The sequence below is a fragment of the Clostridium transplantifaecale genome (assembly GCF_900626075.1).
Lineage (GTDB): Bacteria > Bacillota > Clostridia > Lachnospirales > Lachnospiraceae > Otoolea > Otoolea transplantifaecalis.
In genome coordinates this window covers 399,952-417,687 of sequence record NZ_UYZY01000002.1, presented here as the reverse complement: position 1 = coordinate 417,687, position 17,736 = coordinate 399,952, and the positions used below count along the sequence as shown (strand labels likewise).

General features: G+C 51.3%; 16 protein-coding genes. 12 read left to right on the top strand and 4 right to left on the bottom strand.

What is annotated here, in order from left to right:
* Nucleotides 1-7 precede the first annotated feature (7 nt).
* Nucleotides 8-919 carry a LysR family transcriptional regulator gene (locus EJL91_RS07600; protein ID WP_125141359.1) on the top strand — a complete coding sequence of 304 codons (912 nt, stop codon included), beginning with the start codon at nt 8-10 and terminating at the stop codon, nt 917-919.
* Nucleotides 920-1,073: 154 nt separating this feature from the next.
* Nucleotides 1,074-2,909, top strand: coding sequence for a thiamine pyrophosphate-binding protein (locus tag EJL91_RS07595; RefSeq protein ID WP_125141358.1), 1,836 nt, complete (start codon nt 1,074-1,076; stop codon nt 2,907-2,909).
* 98 nt (nt 2,910-3,007) lie between these two features.
* On the opposite strand, the gene EJL91_RS07590 is transcribed toward EJL91_RS07595, so the two are convergent.
* A complete protein-coding gene (locus EJL91_RS07590; protein ID WP_125141357.1) occupies nt 3,008-4,132 on the bottom strand; it encodes a tyramine oxidase subunit B in 1,125 nt (374 codons plus the stop codon).
* A gap of 45 nt (nt 4,133-4,177) precedes the next feature.
* Nucleotides 4,178-5,521: a sodium/glutamate symporter gene (locus EJL91_RS07585; protein ID WP_125141356.1), complete on the bottom strand. Its 1,344-nt coding sequence runs from the start codon at nt 5,519-5,521 to the stop codon at nt 4,178-4,180.
* Between the two features lie 246 nt (nt 5,522-5,767).
* On the opposite strand from EJL91_RS07585, the gene EJL91_RS07580 reads away from it, so the two are divergent.
* On the top strand, nt 5,768-7,261 hold the full coding sequence (locus EJL91_RS07580) for a sigma-54 interaction domain-containing protein (protein WP_164516779.1): 1,494 nt from the start codon (nt 5,768-5,770) through the stop codon (nt 7,259-7,261).
* A gap of 198 nt (nt 7,262-7,459) precedes the next feature.
* On the opposite strand, the gene EJL91_RS07575 is transcribed toward EJL91_RS07580, so the two are convergent.
* Both EJL91_RS07575 and EJL91_RS07570 read right to left on the bottom strand, forming a co-directional pair.
* Entirely contained in the window at nt 7,460-8,344 is an 885-nt protein-coding gene (locus EJL91_RS07575) for a LysR family transcriptional regulator (protein ID WP_125141354.1), read from the bottom strand.
* A 26-nt stretch (nt 8,345-8,370) separates the two neighbouring features.
* Complete coding sequence (locus EJL91_RS07570) at nt 8,371-8,907, bottom strand: TetR/AcrR family transcriptional regulator (protein WP_125141353.1); 537 nt, start codon at nt 8,905-8,907, stop codon at nt 8,371-8,373.
* 275 nt (nt 8,908-9,182) lie between these two features.
* Between EJL91_RS07570 and EJL91_RS07565 the strand changes: the two genes are divergently transcribed.
* The 9 genes from EJL91_RS07565 (at nt 9,183) to EJL91_RS07525 (ending at nt 17,596) form a co-directional block, all read left to right on the top strand.
* Nucleotides 9,183-9,377, top strand: coding sequence for a hypothetical protein (locus EJL91_RS07565; RefSeq protein ID WP_125141352.1), 195 nt, complete (start codon nt 9,183-9,185; stop codon nt 9,375-9,377).
* Nucleotides 9,378-9,606: 229 nt separating this feature from the next.
* Nucleotides 9,607-10,455: a transketolase gene (locus EJL91_RS07560; RefSeq protein WP_125141351.1), complete on the top strand. Its 849-nt coding sequence runs from the start codon at nt 9,607-9,609 to the stop codon at nt 10,453-10,455.
* Nucleotides 10,455-11,399, top strand: coding sequence for a transketolase family protein (locus EJL91_RS07555; protein WP_125141350.1), 945 nt, complete (start codon nt 10,455-10,457; stop codon nt 11,397-11,399). The genes EJL91_RS07560 and EJL91_RS07555 overlap by 1 nt, the downstream gene beginning before the upstream one ends.
* Nucleotides 11,400-11,519: 120 nt before the next feature.
* Nucleotides 11,520-12,197 (top strand): aspartate/glutamate racemase family protein, encoded by a 678-nt coding sequence (locus EJL91_RS07550; RefSeq protein ID WP_125141349.1) that lies wholly within the window; start codon nt 11,520-11,522, stop codon nt 12,195-12,197.
* Between the two features lie 155 nt (nt 12,198-12,352).
* The gene (locus EJL91_RS07545; protein WP_125141348.1) at nt 12,353-14,185 is read left to right on the top strand and encodes a thiamine pyrophosphate-binding protein; all 1,833 of its coding nucleotides are present in this window, start codon (nt 12,353-12,355) and stop codon (nt 14,183-14,185) included.
* Nucleotides 14,186-14,207: 22 nt separating this feature from the next.
* Complete coding sequence (locus tag EJL91_RS07540; RefSeq protein ID WP_125141347.1) at nt 14,208-15,026, top strand: sugar phosphate isomerase/epimerase family protein; 819 nt, start codon at nt 14,208-14,210, stop codon at nt 15,024-15,026.
* A gap of 72 nt (nt 15,027-15,098) precedes the next feature.
* A complete protein-coding gene (fsa, locus tag EJL91_RS07535) occupies nt 15,099-15,740 on the top strand; it encodes a fructose-6-phosphate aldolase (RefSeq protein ID WP_125141346.1) in 642 nt (213 codons plus the stop codon).
* Nucleotides 15,741-15,807: 67 nt separating this feature from the next.
* Nucleotides 15,808-16,665, top strand: coding sequence for a transketolase (locus EJL91_RS07530; protein WP_125141345.1), 858 nt, complete (start codon nt 15,808-15,810; stop codon nt 16,663-16,665).
* Entirely contained in the window at nt 16,655-17,596 is a 942-nt protein-coding gene (locus tag EJL91_RS07525; protein ID WP_125141344.1) for a transketolase family protein, read from the top strand. Before EJL91_RS07530 ends, EJL91_RS07525 begins: the two co-directional genes overlap by 11 nt.
* Nucleotides 17,597-17,736 lie beyond the last annotated feature (140 nt).

Sequence of the window (17,736 nt, the reverse complement as noted above, 5' to 3'; positions counted from 1 at the left end):
ATTACATATGAATTTGCAGTGGCTGTATTATTTTAACACGATTGCAGAACTGGAGCACTATACGAGGTCGGCGGAAAAGCTGCACGTAAGTCAGTCAAATTTAAGCCATGCCATCAAGGAACTGGAAAATGAACTTGGGGCAGAGCTGTTTGAGCGGCAGGGACGCAATATCAAATTAACCAAGTATGGTGAAATATTTCAGCCATATGTTCAAAGGACTATAAATTCACTGGAGGACGGCATTACAACTCTAAAAGGGTATATCGATCCGAATGAAGGGACGATATCCCTGGCGGGATTTCCGTCAATGGCTCAATTTGCACCGGATCTTATGGTGCGGTACCAGTCTGATACGAACCGGCTGGACGTACAGTTCCAGTACAGCCAGGAGGGCTGGAAGACACTCTACAGCATGCTGCTGGACGGTTCGGTCGACCTGATACTTTCAACAAGACTGAATCACCCGCAGGTTGAAGCTGCTTACATAGGAACGCACCGCCTGGTAGTGCTGGCGCCGGAAGGGCACCGGCTGGCCAGGGAGGGAAGCGTGGATTTGAGGGAGCTGGCCGGAGAGAACTTTATCGCCTTCGACCCCAGCGGCCAATTGAGAAACCAGCTGGATGAGATTTTCAGAGAGCTGGGAATCCGCCCCAATATTGTCATGGAGACACTGAGTGATCAGATAATATACGGCATGGTGGCAGCCAGACGCGGGGTAGCGATTGTGCCATATCCGCTGGCTGGGGCGCCTTACAATACAAAGATTCTGCCTATTGCCAACGACATTCCCCAGCGTAAGCTGTACCTGCAGTGGAATAAGGAGCGGTATATCCCTCCGGCAGCCAAGTATTTCCGGGACTATGTCATCCGCAGCGGAGAGGTGTTCGAACAGTATATGGAACACCACGGACTGATATAGACGGAGCGGAAGCTGCTATAGGAAATCCGGATATCACAGTACGAATCAAAGAATATCCAAAGTGTTAAGAAACAGTTAGAAACATAGAAAAAATCAAAAACAGATACTATAACACACATTAATTCAAAGAAAGAATCTAAATGGAGGAACAACTATGAGTAAGAAACTGGTTTCCGATTTGATGGTGGATTACCTGGAGCGCCGCGATGTAAAATATGTGTTCGGCCTCTGCGGACATACGGTAATCGGTCTGCTGGACGCTCTGTCCCGCAATGATAAAGTAAAATATATCTCAAACAGACATGAGGCGGTGGCATCCACTGCGGCAGATGGTTATGCCCGTCTTACACACAAGGCATCCGTTGTTTTATGCCACCTTGGGCCTGGCCTTACAAATGTGCTGACAGGCGTTGCCAACGCGGCATTCGATTCCATCCCGATGGTCGTTATCGCAGGCGATGTACCGAGCTACTACTTTGGCCGCCACCCTCATCAGGAAGTAAATATGCACGGCGACGCAACACAGTATAAGATGCTTGAGCCGGTTGTTAAACGCGCATGGCGTGTAGACGACGTGGAGGCTCTTCCGGACATCATGGATAAGGCATTCCGCCTTGCGGAGTCCGGCCGTCCGGGACCTGTCCTGATTGACATGCCGATGGATATGTTCTCACGCGAGATGGAAGATTATCTCTGGGACCGTACTTATAAAGACAGCCATATGACCATGCGTCCTGCACTGGATCCGGCAGCTGCAAAAGCTATTGCCAAGAAGCTCGTTGAGGCAAAGAGCCCGGTACTCCATGCCGGCGGCGGAATCCTGCTTTCCCAGGCATCAGAAGAACTGGCCGCTCTGGCTGAGTTCCTGGATATTCCGGTATCCCGTACACTGATGGGACAGGGATGTCTCTCAGACCGTCATCCTCTTATGATTGGCCAGACAGGTTTCTGGGGACTTGAATTTACACACTCCCTTACCACAAAAGCAGATGTCATCCTTGGCCTTGGAACACGTTTCGCAGAGGCAGACAGCTCCAGCTGGTACCGCGGCGTAACATTTGACCCTGACTATACGACATTCCTTCAGATCGATATTGACCCACTGGAAATCGGCCGCAACTATCCGGTTGAAATCGGAGCCATCGGCGACCTGAAGATTGGCCTGGCACAGATTCTGGAAGAAGTTAAGAAAATTTGTCCGGAGGGCAAGAAGAATCCAGAGCTGAGAGCTATGATTGCGGAGGCAAAGGCAGCCTTCAAAGAAAGCAGAACAGATATTGCCAACGACAGCCGTTTCCCAATGACACCTCAGCGCATCTTAAAGGATGTAAGAGAAGTTATCCCGGAGGATGCAGTAATCTTCACCGATGTAGGCTGGAACAAAAACGGCGTTGCACAGCAGTATGATATCACTATTCCGGGAACCATCCATCACTCCTCCGGCCTTGCGACAATGGGCTTCGGCGCATCCGCAGTACTCGGCGGCAAGATGGCTGCTCCTGACAAGATCTGCCTGACACTGACCGGCGACGGCGGTTTCGGCGTAAACCCAACCTGCCTTGCAACTGCAGTAGAGCAGAATATCGCCTGCACATGGGTGGTTATGAATAACTCTGCATTCGGCACAATCGCAGGACTTGAGAATGCCAACTACCATACAAAATTCGGTACCGTATTCCACACACCGGATGGCGAAAGCTATACACCACGCTGGGCCGATGTCGCAAAAGCATACGGCGTTGAGTCCATCTGTGTAAACTCCGCAGAAGAGTTCAAACCCGCCCTTGAGAAAGCAATGGAAGCGAACAGGGCAGGACGTCCGTTCCTGGTAGAGGCTCCGATGGAGAACATCGTGGTTCCAACCCCAGGCTGCTGGAATATCAACGATATCTTCAGCCCGAACGACCTTGTAAAAGAAGGTAAGCTGGTAAAAGATGAGCACGGAAGGTTCGTAGCTCCAAGCCATGCCAAATCCCACAATGCAAAATAAGAAATAAAGTAAAGGGAGCCGCCAAATCACTGAAACTCATGTGATTTGGCGGCTCCCTCAATTGCGTTCCGGTATGTTAAGGCCAAGCGGTGGGGCGCTTATGCCAGATCCGGCTTTTCCCACAGGTTCAGCGAAGTGCCGAGTCCCAGTTTCTTTGCGTTCTGGAGCAGCTGGTATCCCCAGGCCACATCATAGACCGGCATACCGCCCATACCGAACAGAATCTTCTCATCCTCGCTCTTGCGTCCCGGGATTTTACCTGCCGTGATGTCTCCGAGATTGTCAATCTGTTTTTTCGTTATAAGACCCTCATCAATTAAATCGAGATATTTTGTGCCGATCAGTCCCATGATATTCCAATACGGCGTTGTAAGCTCCTCTGACCATGCTTCGTACATTTTCCAGTTATCTACCACGCGGCGGCAGCGGTCACTGATCAGGAAATCAGAATCCATGTCAATACCGGCCGGAAGTGAGACAAATACGCCGGGTTTCAGCCAGTCTTCTTCAATACGCGGGTAAACTTTTCCGGAAGCCGCCACATTGACAATATCGGCTCCGCGGACAGCGTCCTCAATGCTGGAGCAGATCTCCACGTTTTTAACCGTCGGATAAGTCTCTCTGATAAAAGCGGCCAGGCGCCCGGCCGGTTCCGGAAATACGTCGTAGATGCGTACAGTTTCAATTCCCGGCCTGCTGTCGATGAGGGACATAAAGCAGGTGCGGCTGATAACGCCGGCTGCGATCAGGGCGCATGTCTTAGCGTCTTCCCTGGCAAGGTATTTTGCTCCCACGCCTGGGATTGCTCCCGTTCTGATTGCGCTGATCAGGTTGGCGCTCATCAGGGCCAGCGGGGCTCCCGTATCGGCGTCATTGAGCATTACCATGAGAATGGAGCGTGGAAGTCCCTTTTCCAGGTTTGCCTTATTTGATCCATACCATTTTTCTCCTGCAACATGGAACCGGCCGCCCAGATAAGTCGTCATCGCCATAAAACGGCGGTCTGGTCCGTTCTTAGGCATATTTGGAAACTGCGGTTCATCCGGGAATGAGATCAGGATGCCATGGGAATTGTGGTTTCTTCCGCCCATGACATAGTCTCCCTGACCCAGGAGGGTAAATACTTCCTCCATTACACCGACACATTCATGCATGTCCTTTACGCCGGCTTTGATCATCTCCTGTTCATCCAGATACAAAAAATCAATTTTTGTGCTGCTCATGATAAAAATCCTCCTTTATATATTAAATTATTATTTGTTCTCATTTCAGGCGTTAGATTTCTGAACGCTCTTATGAAATCCTTTCAGTTTCCATGTAACCAGCAGGACTACCACGAATGCACCCGCCAGGGCCAGTGTATAAGGCACCGCAAGTCCCGTGGCGATTAAAATCGGTCCCATTGTTACGACCGTCAGCTCCGCCCACATATTTCCAAACAGGTAAGAGAGCGAGAAATCATCCAGGGTGCCGCTCTTGAAGTTCGGATCGCAGATCCTGAGAACTGTGATACCGATTGCCGTAACGCCCGAGGCCCAGCCGTAGGTGAAGATTCCCTTTTCAAACCAGTCTTTGGTGAACATCCTGGGAGCCAGCCACACGGCTATAAATATGTTGAACAGGATACCGCAGGTGAACAGAATAGCCAGAGGAACCGCATATTTAACCACTACGCCGAGCTGGATGGAGGCTACGCCGAAACCAACCAGATAATCGGTAAATGTACTGCTGAGACGCGTAATCACCCTCCGGTCCACATATTTGTCAGCTCCTCCAAGCCGCATCAGTTTCATGACGATAAAACCGACCAGCACCGCCAGGGAAAAGACCGGCAGGCTCAGTTTCGGATTCAGGTAAAGTACAAAATCGGCAATTTTCTTCGCTCCGTAGGCTACCACGAAGAGAAGGGCTGTATGGACCGCCAGCGGATCCACGGAGATGGTGGAAAAGGATTCCCGGCCCATGACCTCCCGCTCCTGTTCCGGGATCAGTCCGGTACGGAAGCTCTCGGGGAGTTTGACAAAGTCTGTGATATAGTTTGTATAGCCCTTTTTCGTAGCCAGTTTAATTAAAATAATACCGCCTATCAGTCCCGACAGGATTCCCACCGTAGCGGAAGTCATGCCTAAGGCCCCGGCATCTTCCCAGCCCATTCCGGCAAAGGAATCCCCAACCGCGGCAGCCGTTCCGTGGCCGCCTACAAAGCCTGTGGGCAGCATGTAGCCAAAGCCCGGGTGAGTGCCGAAAACGGGAACGAACAGTAAAAGGCCTAAAATCATAGCCCACAGATGCTGTCCCAGGTAAGCTACCAGCTGGAAACTCCACATCTGGACAACACCTGAACTGCTTTTCTCTTTTTTGACGTTTTCCTGTGAAAGCGGAAGCGCTGCGAACACCAGGACAATCAATGCACCGGAGTAGGAACCGAAGGCAGATGAAAATGGTATTATCCCAAGGCCGTTTGGCCCGAAGATCAGTCCAAGCACGCCTGCCGTCAGTGATGCCGGAATAAAAAGCTCCTGAAGAATTTTTACCTTTGCCCTCAGCAGCTGTCCCAGAAGTATCAGGGCACTCATCAGGCCGAAGTCCAATATAACATCCCAAAAACTCATTGTAACCCTCCTTTTAGTTATTTAACTTGCCATGGCACTGTATTAATAAGCAACTTCCGTGCCAAAATGCCTCGCAGGGGTAAAATAGGAAAAATTAACCATTTTATAGCCACTATTCGGTTGTAAAAACCCGTTTCTTATGCAATAATTACTGTAATTAGGGTGATTCATCATCCTCATACATGTCATCTGAGTACGGCGTGATATCTCATGACATATCGTGTCTCACTGAAAGGAGGCTGCTGTTTGAATACTTTGCTTAGTGGAATACAAAATGAACTTCAGATTTTAGCTGACAACACTTCAAGTGCCCTGAACCTGGATATCGAATTTATTGATAAAAACCTGAGAAGGGTGGCCTGCACCGGATATGCCCGGCCTCTGGTAGGCTGCTATCTGACCCCGAACGGTGTTTTAAACCGCGCTCTCTACCAGCAGAAGGAGAGGCGCACCATCATCCACCATCCGGGAAGTGACGAGCGCTGCCGCAACTGCCCGCGTTTTCATAAGTGTCCCTGGATGGCTTCCGTCCACGCCTCCATCTGGGTGAACGATGAGCCGGTGGGAATCTTCGGCGTTACGGCGACCAATGAAAGACAGGCGGAATTATTGAGCAGCCGTTTTGAGGAGATGGCCCAGTTTACCGACTCCTTTGTGGAGCTTCTGAGCGGATACATGCAGTTTCGAAGCAGCAGCCCGCCGGTGACGCGGACCATCATCGTCCCACAGAATTCCCTGCCGCCGGCCGAACCATTTTCCCGTATCCTGTCGGAGGATCCGTCTTTTATCCAGTTTAAGCAGAAGGCGGCAAAACTGGCCCGGTATTCATCCACGGTGCTGCTGACCGGCGAGACGGGAACGGGGAAGGAACTCTTTTCCAGGGGAATCCATGAGCTGAGCCCCAGGAGTTCCGGGCCGTTTGTGGCAATCAACTGCGGGGCAGTTCCGGAACAGCTGATTGAGAGCGAGTTATTCGGCTACAAAAAGGGAGCTTTCACCGGAGCCTCCACGGACAAGCAGGGCCGTTTTCTTTCAGCCGACCGCGGCACCCTGTTCCTCGACGAGGTGGAAAACATGCCCCTGTATCTTCAGCAGAAACTTCTTCGGGCGTTAGAAACCCATGAGATAGAACCCCTTGGCGGCTCACGGCCGATTCACGTTGATCTGCGCATCATAGCCGCCACCAACCGGCCGCTGGAAGAGCTGGTGGAGCGCGGCACATTCCGGGAGGATCTGTTCCACCGCCTGAACGTGATTTCACTTAAGATTCCGCCCCTGAGGGAGCGGGGCAAGGATGTCCTTTATCTGTCGGAGTTTATGCTGCGCAGGTATAACCATACCTTCCATAAGGAGATCAGCGGACTGAGCGAAGAGGTGCAGTCCCTGTTCCTTTCCTATCCGTGGAGAGGCAATATCAGGGAACTGCAGAACACGATGGAATATGCGGTCTGCATGTGTGAGGGCAGCCAGATTGGCCTGCAGGATCTTCCGGAATCGCTGATCACTGCGGCACGCCGGATGCTCCCCAGTGGATTTAAGGCGGTTCATGCGGTGGGAGATTCCTCTCTGCCTATCTCGTTACCTTCGCCCATATCTATGCCGGAAGAAGCTGTACAGCTTAAGAAGGCGCTGGAGCGTTTTGGATGGAGCGAGGAAGGACGGTTGAAGGCGGCGGCCGAGCTGGGCATCAGCAGGGCGACCGTATACCGGCGAATTAAAAAGTATGATTTGAAAGAATAAAGACAGAAAGGAAAAGAATAAAAAGCGGAACAAGGATCAAAACAAGGAGCAAAAAGCTAAATATAAGGATTGGAATATAGAATGCTCCCGTCCATACAGGCATGTTTTACTATAACATTTACCTGTATGGATGGGAGCATCTTTTAATGGGGCTGTAAAATAAGTCCCTTTACTGTTTGACAGGGAAGTTCTCCCCCGTCAGCCGCTGACCCATCCTTTTGCGAACCGCACGGCGGCGTCCAGGAGAGGTGATGACGCATCCCTGCGCCAGGCGATCCCCACTTCTTTTGTGATCTTTTCCTCTATTTTCAGTTCTACGACACCCGACAGGGTACGGGACAGAAATTCTTCGGATGGAAGGAAAGCCACACCGAGACCGCCCTGGACCATGTAAAGTCCGGTGGTAGGGCTGCCGGAGCGGCAGACGATATCGGGTTCAAATCCGGCGTTCCGGCAGGCAAGGAGGCACAGCTCCGAGGCAACCTGTCCGCTCTGGTGAAAAATAAAGTGCTCATCCTTAAGCTCCTTTAAGCTCACTGTTTTCCTGCCTGCCAGCGGATGGCGGCTGGGAACGGCCAGAGAGTAGCAGTCCTCGCCCAGTTTGGCAAAGTCGAGGCTTTGCGGCAGTTCCGTCAGCGGCCTGTTTAAGAAGGCCAGATCGATTTTCCGTTCCAGCAGCAGATCCACAAGGCGGTGGGTTCCCTCCTGGATAATATTTACCGAAATATCGGGGTAGTTATAGCAGAAGGACGACAGCATCTCCCCGAAATCAATGCATTGCAGGCTGGTGATAATCCCCAGTGTCAGGCTGCCCTTGTGGAGACCGGCATAGAATGCCATCTCGGCTTCCAGGGCCTCGGTGCGCTGCACGATCTCACGCGCACGCAGGACGAATTCCTTACCCGCGTCGGTGAGCGTGGCGCCGCGGGAATTACGGTAAAACAGGGGCAGGCCCAGCTCCCGTTCCAGTTTTGCGATCTGCTGGGACAGTGCGGGCTGTCCCACATGGCAGGCCTGGGCGGCCAGGGAAAAATTCCCGCAGTCCGCCACGGCCAGAACATAATTCATCGTATAGAGTTCCATAAAATATCTCCTTTTTTCTCTCATGGTTACCGGACCGATTCGGCCCGTCCCCTGTATTCGCTCATAATAATTTCATTCATTTCCTCGGCAGTCTCCGTACAGCCTTTCGCCAGCCACTTTTTGATAATGGCAGTGATGCCCTGTTTAAAAAATTCACAGTGATATTCAATAAAGCGGTTGCCAAAGTGTGCTTTTGCCAGGTTTGTATCGTACTGAACAATTTTATAGTCGTTATCATATCCGAGTTTAAAATAGGTTTTATAGAAAAGCTGATTATTGCGGATATGCTGAAACAGACGCAAATAGTCATTGCTGTTGAAACCGGCGGCGATATCCTCACGGTAGAGCTCATTGAGATTCTCTTCCAGGGAGTTCCGGATTGTATCGGCCAGTTCATAGATATCAACGTAATTGGCATAGAAGGTACTGCGGTTTAATCCGGCTTTTTTACAGATGTCGGATACAGAAATCTGGTTTAGTTCCTTTGCCTGAAGAAGCCCAATAAAAACTTTTTCAATGGATTCTCTTGATTCCCTTCTCCGCTTATTATTTTTTGTATTCATAGATACTCCATTATTCCAACACTTGTATGAAAAATGATGATTGTTTTATGTTTCCGGATTTATTATAGTATAAATACAATAAACAAACAACTGTTGTATTAATAAAAAATACTGAGGATATGAATATGAAAAAAAGCAGTTTTGTTGCAATAGTAATGGCGGCGGCCAGCGGCATATGGCAGTCTGATACCTGGAATCATCATCGGCATTGCGGGAATCGTGATTCTAATGAGCCTGATTCCGCTTGTCAGAGGAATTAAGTGAGGAGGATAAAAATGGCAAAATCAAAATTAGTGCAGATGAACGAAAAGATAGCCGGAAACGTAACGTCAAAATTCTGTGAGATCAGCAATGCTGTAATCGGTGGTTATACAAAAATTGAGGATCGCTTTGTGGATCAGTATCTCACGCGGAAAGGAGAGTCGGTGGCCGAAGCAAAGGCAAGGTTAAAGCGGAAGCATGGTCGGTGAGGAGGAGAAGAAAACAAAAGGGGGTCATAATACTGCGGTGTTATGACCTCCTTTTAGCTATCATTTTTAGTGATAGTAACTGTCAGGAAGAAGAATTGGATCTTTCTGAGCGGCTGTAGTAAGATCAAGTCAGAAACAGGAACTGAACTAAAAAGGCTGCCACCCGGGAGGAACCTGAAAGTCCAGAAAACATAAGATTTTATATATTTTAGGATAGGAAGGATTAATTATGGAAAATCGCAATTATTTCACAGAGCGTGATGTAGAACGCCTGGAGAAACAGGCGGTACAGCTCAGGCAGGATATCATTTCAATGATACATTCTGCAAAAGCCGGTCATCCGGGAGGCTCCCTGTCGGCGGTGGAAATGGTGACAGCCCTGTATTTTCATGTAATGAACATTAAACCGGAGGAGCCGGACTTCGCAGACCGGGATCGTTTCATCCTCTCTAAAGGCCACTCCTGCCCGGTACTGTATGCAGCCCTGGCACGCCGCGGATTCTTTGACCCGGCGATACTGAACACGCTGCGCCAGTATCACTCCATTCTTCAGGGACATCCGGACATGAATAAGGTGCCGGGCATCGATATGACGGCAGGTTCCCTTGGAAACGGACTCTCGGCAGGCGTGGGAATGGCTCTTTCGGCCAGGCTCCACCATCAGGATTATATGACCTATGTCATGATGGGTGACGGAGAGATACAGGAGGGTATGGTCTGGGAGGCTGCAATGGCGGCCAGCCACCATAACCTAAAAAATCTGGTGGCGATTGTGGACTGCAACGGCGTCCAGATTAACGGCTGGGTGAACGACATCATGACCGTTGAGCCTCTGGGAGATAAATGGCGCTCCTTCGGCTGGAGGGTTGTGGAAGTAAACGGACACAACATGAAAGATGTGCTTACGGCGCTCCACACGGCAAAGACCATGAGGAACCCTACGGTTATCCTGATGCGCACCGTCAAGGGCAAGGGAGTTTCCTTCATGGAGGACGACTCAGCATGGCACGGAGCGGCCCCCGATGACGAACAGCTTGTAAAGGCAATCTCAGAGATAGAGGAAGGAGGTGTTGTGTGATGGCAAAGACACTTGCAACCAGAATGGCATTCGGCCATGAACTGATAGAAATCGCAAAAACAAATGAAAACTTCGTAGTCTGCAACGCCGACACCAAGGCATGCGGACTGGAAAAATTCGGAAAATACTTTCCCGAGAGGGAGTTCTCATTCGGCATTGCCGAACAGAATATGGTGGGAGGCGCTGCCGGTCTGGCAGCCTGCGGAAACAAGGTTTTCCTTGCAACATTTGCGGTATTTGCTTCCATGAGGGCCTGTGAGCAGGTAAGAACCTTCGTGTGCTACCCGAATCTGAACGTGACGGTGATAGGAACCCATACGGGACTTCAGGTTGGCGGTGACGGCGCCACCCATGCGGCGATTGAGGACGTGTCTATCATGCGCTCCTTCCCGAACATGACGGTGGTACAGCCGGCCGATGCGGTATCCGCAAAAGCCCTGGCCCATGCGGCGGTAGATTTTACCGGCCCTCTCTATGTCAGGCTGCACCGCAATCCGGTGGAAGACATCTATGACCCTGCCTCCTATGAATTTGAATGGGGCAAGGCGCGCACCGTAGTGGATTACGGAAACGATATGACAATGATAGTCTCCGGAATACTGCTAAAAAAAGCGCTGGATGCGGCCGCTGTTTTGAAGGAGCAGGGAATCCTTGTCAGGGTGCTCGACATGGCTACCATCAAACCACTGGACAACGAGGCGGTAATTAAGGCGGCGCGGGAGACCGGAGCGGTTATGACAATCGAGGATCATACCATTTTTGGAGGTCTTGGTTCCGCAGTGGCGGAAGTGCTGGTGGAACAGGAACCGGTCCCGATGCAGAGAATCGGCGTCCAGGATAAATTCGGCGAATCCGGCGATCCGGAACTGCTTTACCGTGACCACGGCATGGATGTAGATTCCATCGTGGCAAAGGCAAAGACGCTTATCGCCAGAAAAAAGTGAACGGTGTAACATTATAAACCAATCAAACAAAATAAGCCAATCAAACAAAATAAACCAATCAAATGAAATAAAACAGTATAAGACCGGGCGGTAAACCCGGCCGGGAAAGGACAGGTAAATATGAAATCCCCACATGTATGTATTTTACAGACCAGTTTTGCCAAACGGGAGGATACCATCGCATTCCTGAAGGAAAAAGTCCCGGGAGTGAGGGTGGAATTTATCACCGACAGCACCCTGCTGAATGATGTCCGTGCAAACGGCGGGCCCAGCCAGGCGGTAATCGACAGGATGACTCTCTACGCAAAAGCGGCGGAAATCTCCGGAGCGGATTTAATCGTCAACTCCTGCTCCACGGTGGGAGAAGTGGCCGACATCTATGAGAAAGAAGTGAATGTCCCTGTTATGAAGGTGGATCTGCCGATGGCCGAGGAGGCGGTGAGCCTGGGAACGAAGATTGCCCTGATTGCCACGGTGGAAACAACGCTTGGGCCCAGCCAGAGGCTGATTGAAAAGACAGGCGCCGCACAGGGTAAAAAGATGGAGTGCACACAGTATCTGCAGAACGCAGCCTGGGATGCCCTTCAGGCAGGACACCCGGAAGAGCACAACCGCATACTGATGGAAAACATCAGGGAGCTGGATAAAATGGGATACGACGCCATCGTCATGGCCCAGGTGTCCATGCGCGCGCTGCTGCCCGACTTAAAAGACGTAAAAACACCTTTACTGTGCAGCTTTTTCTCAGGCTACGGAAGAATTGCCGAAAAGCTGAATGAAATTGCGGCAGAAAAATAAGGATAAAACCGGGCGTTAAGAATAGAACCAGGGGTTAAGAATAGAACCGGGCGTTAAGAATAGAACCGGGCGTTAAGAATAAAGCCGGACGTTAACAACAGAACCGGACATTAAGTATGAAATCGGACGTAAAAGAGTAAATGGAGGAGATTAAAATGAGCAGCAAATTAGTATCTGATTTATTAGTAGATTATCTGGAGCGCAGAGGCGTTACCAAGTTATTCGGCCTTTGCGGCCATACCGTAATCGGAATGCTGGACGCCCTGTCCCGCAGCGAGAAAATCCAGTACATAGGAACAAGACATGAGAGCGTGGCTTCTACGGCCGCAGACGGCTATGCCCGTGTGACACATAAGGCATCGGTGGTAATGTGCCATCTGGGGCCTGGACTTACCAATGTAATTACAGGCGTTGCCAACGCCTCGCTGGATTCCATCCCTATGGTAGTCATTGCCGGTGATGTGCCGAGCTACTACTACGGCCGCCATCCTCACCAGGAAGTGCAGATGCATGCCGACGGCGACCAGTACAAACTGCTGGAGCCGGTTGTAAAGCGCGCATGGAGAGTGGATGACGTGGAAGCGCTTCCAGACATTCTCGACAAGGCATTCCGCCTGGCTGAGTCCGGCCGTCCGGGACCTGTCCTTGTGGACGTTCCGATGGATATGTTCTCAAGAGAGATGGATGAAGAACTTTGGGCACGCACCTACAAGGGTAATCTCGTAACCATGCGCCCTGCCTTGGATCCTGCGGCTGCAAAGGCAATCGCAAAGAAACTGGTGGAGGCAAAGAACCCGGTTCTCCATGCAGGCGGAGGAATCCTTTTATCCCAAGCGTCCGAAGAACTGGCTGCCCTGGCTGAGTTCATGGACATTCCGGTATCACGTACACTGGCAGGACAGGGCTGCTTATCCGACCTGCACCCGCTGATGATTGGACAGACCGGTTTCTGGGGTCTTGAATTCACCCACTCATTGACCACGAATGCCGATGTAATCCTGGGCCTCGGCACCAGATTCGGCGAGGCCGACAGTTCAAGCTGGTATCAGGGAGTCACATTCGACCCTGATAAGACCACCTTTTTACAGATTGATATCGACCCGATGGAGATTGGACGCAACTATCCGGTAGAAATCGGAGCCATGGGAGACTTAAAGATTGGTCTTGCCCAGATCCTTGAAGAAGTGAAAAAGATTTGTCCGGAAGGACGGAGTAATCCGGAACTCCGGGCCAGAATCGCCAGGGCCAAGGCAGAGTTCAAACAGTCCAACGCATCAATTTCAAGTGATAACCGTTTCCCGATGACGCCTCAGAGAATCCTTAAGGACGTCAAGGAAGTGATTCCGGAGGATGCAGTGATCTTTACCGATGTAGGCTGGAACAAGAACGGCGTTGCACAGGAATTCGACATTACACGTCCTGGCGCCATTCATCACTCGTCCGGTCTGGCTACCATGGGATTCGGTCCGTCGGCCGTGCTGGGCGGCAAACTGGCTGCTCCAGATAAGATTGTGCTTAATCTGACCGGAGACGGTGGTTTCGGCATCAATCCGTCCTGTCTGGCCACTGCGGTAGAGCAGGGAATTGCCTGCACCTGGGTGGTTATGAATAACTCGGCCTTTGGCACAATCGCAGGACTTGAAAATGCCAATTATAAAACAAAATTCGGTACGGTATTCTATAAAGCCGACGGAGAGCGCTACACCATTTCCTGGGCGGACGTGGCAAAGAGCTACGGAATCGAGTCCATCTGCATTAGTTCTGCGGAAGAATTTAAACCGGCCATGGAAAAGGCCATTGAAGCCAACAAGGCGGGACGTCCGTTCTTAGTGGAGGCTCCAATGGAGAACATCGTAGTGCCGACACCGGGCTGCTGGAATATCAACGATATTTACACGCCGAACGCACTCGTTAAAGAAGGAAAACTGATTAAGAAAGAGAACGGCCGTTATGTTGCGCCAAGCCATTCGAAATCTCATGATGCATAATTGCATGAAACGGAGGTAAACGATGAAAAATATATTTTCTTTGGCTTATCTGACCGTGCCGGGTACCCACCCGGCCGATCAGATAGAAATCGCAGCGGGATGCGGCTACGAGGGAGTCAGCCTGCGCCCGATTTCAATGAAAATGCCGGGAGAGCCCGACTTTCGTCTGGCAAATGAAGTGATCTTTAAAAGTGTCAGGGCGGCCCTTGAACGAACCGGAGTGCGCCTGATGGATATTGAGCTGGCGCGCGTGGGGGACGGACTTGATGTGGCCTCCTACGAGGCGGACTTTGAGAAAGCCGCCGAGCTGGGTGCAAAGTACGTGATTTCCAGTGTCTGGACCCCGGATCGGGAGGCGGCTCTTCGCCAGCTTGAAATGATATGCGATATGGCTGCAAAGTATGATCTGCTTGTGAACCTGGAATTTATGGCATTCGCCAATGTGCGGACCCTCGAAGAAGCTCTTGAGGTAATGGATATTCTGAAGCGTCCTAACTTAAAGCTTATGGTGGATACGCTCCATGCCCACAGAGCCGGTGTGACGCAGGAAATGCTGAAAGAGATACCGGCGGAGCGGTTCGGCTTTGTCCATCTGTGTGACGGACCTGGTTTTATCCCTCCGTTAGAGCATCCCGATATGACCGGCGTGGCCCGTTCCGGACGTCTGTACGTCGGAGAGGGAGAGATTGATATTGCCGGAATGCTGCATGGAATCGCCAATATCCCGTACTATGCCATCGAACTGCCCAACGCTGCCGAGATGGAAGCCAGAGGCAAGCTGGGACACGCGGGCCGCTGCCTGGAGACGGCGAAAAAATACCTCGCTGCGAATGGTCTCTGATAAAGAGACGCGGTGATTGTCGAAGAGAGACAGGCTATTTCTGAAAAGAGCATTTTTTTAAGGGAGAATAGTATGAAATTTTTTATAGATACGGCTAACGTAGACGAGATCAGGGAAGCGAACGAGATGGGAGTTATCTGCGGAGTGACGACAAACCCGTCCCTGATCGCAAAGGAAGGCCGCGACTTTTCTGAGGTAATCAAAGAGATCACGGAAATTGTGGACGGTCCCGTATCCGGGGAAGTGAAGGCGGATGCGGAAAAAGCGGAGGATATGATTGCACAGGGCAGGGAGATTTCCAAAATCCACCCTAATATGGTCGTCAAAATTCCGATGACGGCGGAGGGGCTTAAGGCGGTGAAAGCGCTTTCGGCAGAGGGAATCCGAACGAATGTGACCCTCATTTTCACCGCCAGCCAGGCTCTTTTAGCCGCCCGGGCGGGTGCATCTTATGTGTCTCCTTTCCTCGGAAGACTGGACGACATTTCCACCTGCGGCACAGACCTGATTTATGATATTACGCAGATATTCGGCAATTACCCGGACATCAGTACGGAGATTATCTGCGCGTCCACAAGGCATCCGCTGCACATTATTGAGTGTGCAAAGGCGGGAGGCGACATCGCAACCGTGCCGTATAAGGTCCTCATGCAGATGGTGAAACATCCTCTGACCGATGCGGGAATTGAAAAGTTTAAAGAAGACAGTAAGTGATAAGAGAGCCTGCGCCCTGCCGTTAATGGATTAAGGAGCAGGCTCTTTTCAGAAAAGGAGTTTTTCTATGAATCTATTGAAGCTTAAAACAACGGCAAATGAAGTCAGAAAAGGAATCCTAACTTCCGTACACGCGGCAAAGTCCGGCCATCCGGGCGGTTCCCTGTCGGCTGCGGACATTCTGACTTATCTGTATTTTGAGGAGATGAATATCGATCCCTCCCGGCCGGACTGGGAGGGCAGGGACCGTTTCGTACTGTCCAAAGGACACAATGCGCCGGGGCTGTATGCGGCTTTAGCGGAAAGAGGATATATCCCAAAGGAGGATCTGGTGACGCTGCGCCACACCGGCTCCTATCTCCAGGGGCATCCCGATATGAAAAACATAAACGGCGTCGACATGTCCAGCGGTTCCCTGGGACAGGGAATCTCGGCGGCGGTAGGGATGGCGCTGGCCGCTAAGATGGACGGCCGATCCCACCGGGTGTATGCGCTTCTGGGAGACGGGGAGCTTCAGGAGGGTCAGGTCTGGGAGGCTGCCATGTTCGCCGGTTTCCGGGAACTTGACAACCTTGTGGTCATCGTGGACAACAACAATCTCCAGATAGACGGCTCCCTCGAGGAGGTCTGCTCCGCCTATCCGATTGATAAGAAATTTGAGGCGTTTCATTTCCATGTCATCTGTGTGGACGACGGAAATGATATGGAAAAGCTGAGGAGCGCGTTCCGGGAGGCCCGGACGGTGACCGGTAAACCGACCGCGATTATCGCGGAAACCATAAAGGGAAAAGGAATTTCCTTTATGGAGGATAAAGCGTCCTGGCACGGCAAGGCTCCGAATGACGCGGAATATGAAACCGCTATGGAAGAACTGGAAAGTCTCGGGGAAAAACTTGAAAAGGAGGGATGTGGAGATGGAGAATAAAAAGATTGCAACCAGGGAGAGTTACGGCAACGCCCTGGCGGAGCTTGGAAAATTGCATAAGGATCTGGTTGTGCTGGATGCCGATCTGGCGGAGGCGACGAAGACCGCGATTTTCCGCAGCGCCTTTCCCGAACGCCACATCGACTGCGGAATTGCGGAATGCAATATGATTGGAATTGCAGCCGGACTTGCGGCGTCGGGGAAAGTGCCTTTTGCCAGCTCTTTTGCCATGTTCGCAGCAGGACGGGCCTTTGAGCAGGTCAGAAACTCCGTGGGCTATCCCCATCTCAATGTAAAGATCGCGGCCACCCATGCGGGAATCTCCGTTGGGGAGGACGGGGCGACCCACCAGTGCAACGAGGATATCGCACTGATGAGGACAATTCCCGGAATGACCGTTATCTGCCCTGCTGACGATGTGGAGGCAAGGGCGGCGGTGAAGGCCGCTTATGAGTACGACGGACCGGTTTACCTGCGGTTCGGCCGTCTTCCCGTCCCGGTGATTAACGATGGTGCAGGTTACCGGTTTGAACTGGGAAAAGGAATCGTGCTGCGGGAGGGAACCGATCTGACGATTGTTACCACCGGCCTGTGCGTTCCCGCCTGTCTGGAGGCGGCAAAAATGCTTGCAAAAGAGGGTATCAGCGCGGAGGTGGTGAATATCCATACCATCAAACCCATCGATGAAGAGCTGCTGTTAAAGGAGGCCAAAAAGACAGGAAGGATCGTCACCGTGGAGGAACATTCCATCATCGGCGGCCTGGGCAGCGCCGTCTGTGAGGCTCTGTCGGAACAATATCCCGTCCCGGTACACAGAATCGGTATCCGTGATACATTTGGAGAGTCCGGCCCTGCCGGTGAGCTTCTGAAAAAATATGGACTGGATGCAGAGGGGATCAGGGAAGAAATTCGGAGAGAATTCAAACACTGATTCAACGGGGAACCCTTGTAAAACAAGGGTTCTTTTCAATTATAGACATTCTCTATGAACATGAGAGAATTCCGGTATTAGACTTTTGGGGCCGTGGCATATATACTGAAATTACCGTAAGGACGAGGTAAAAGGTCAAA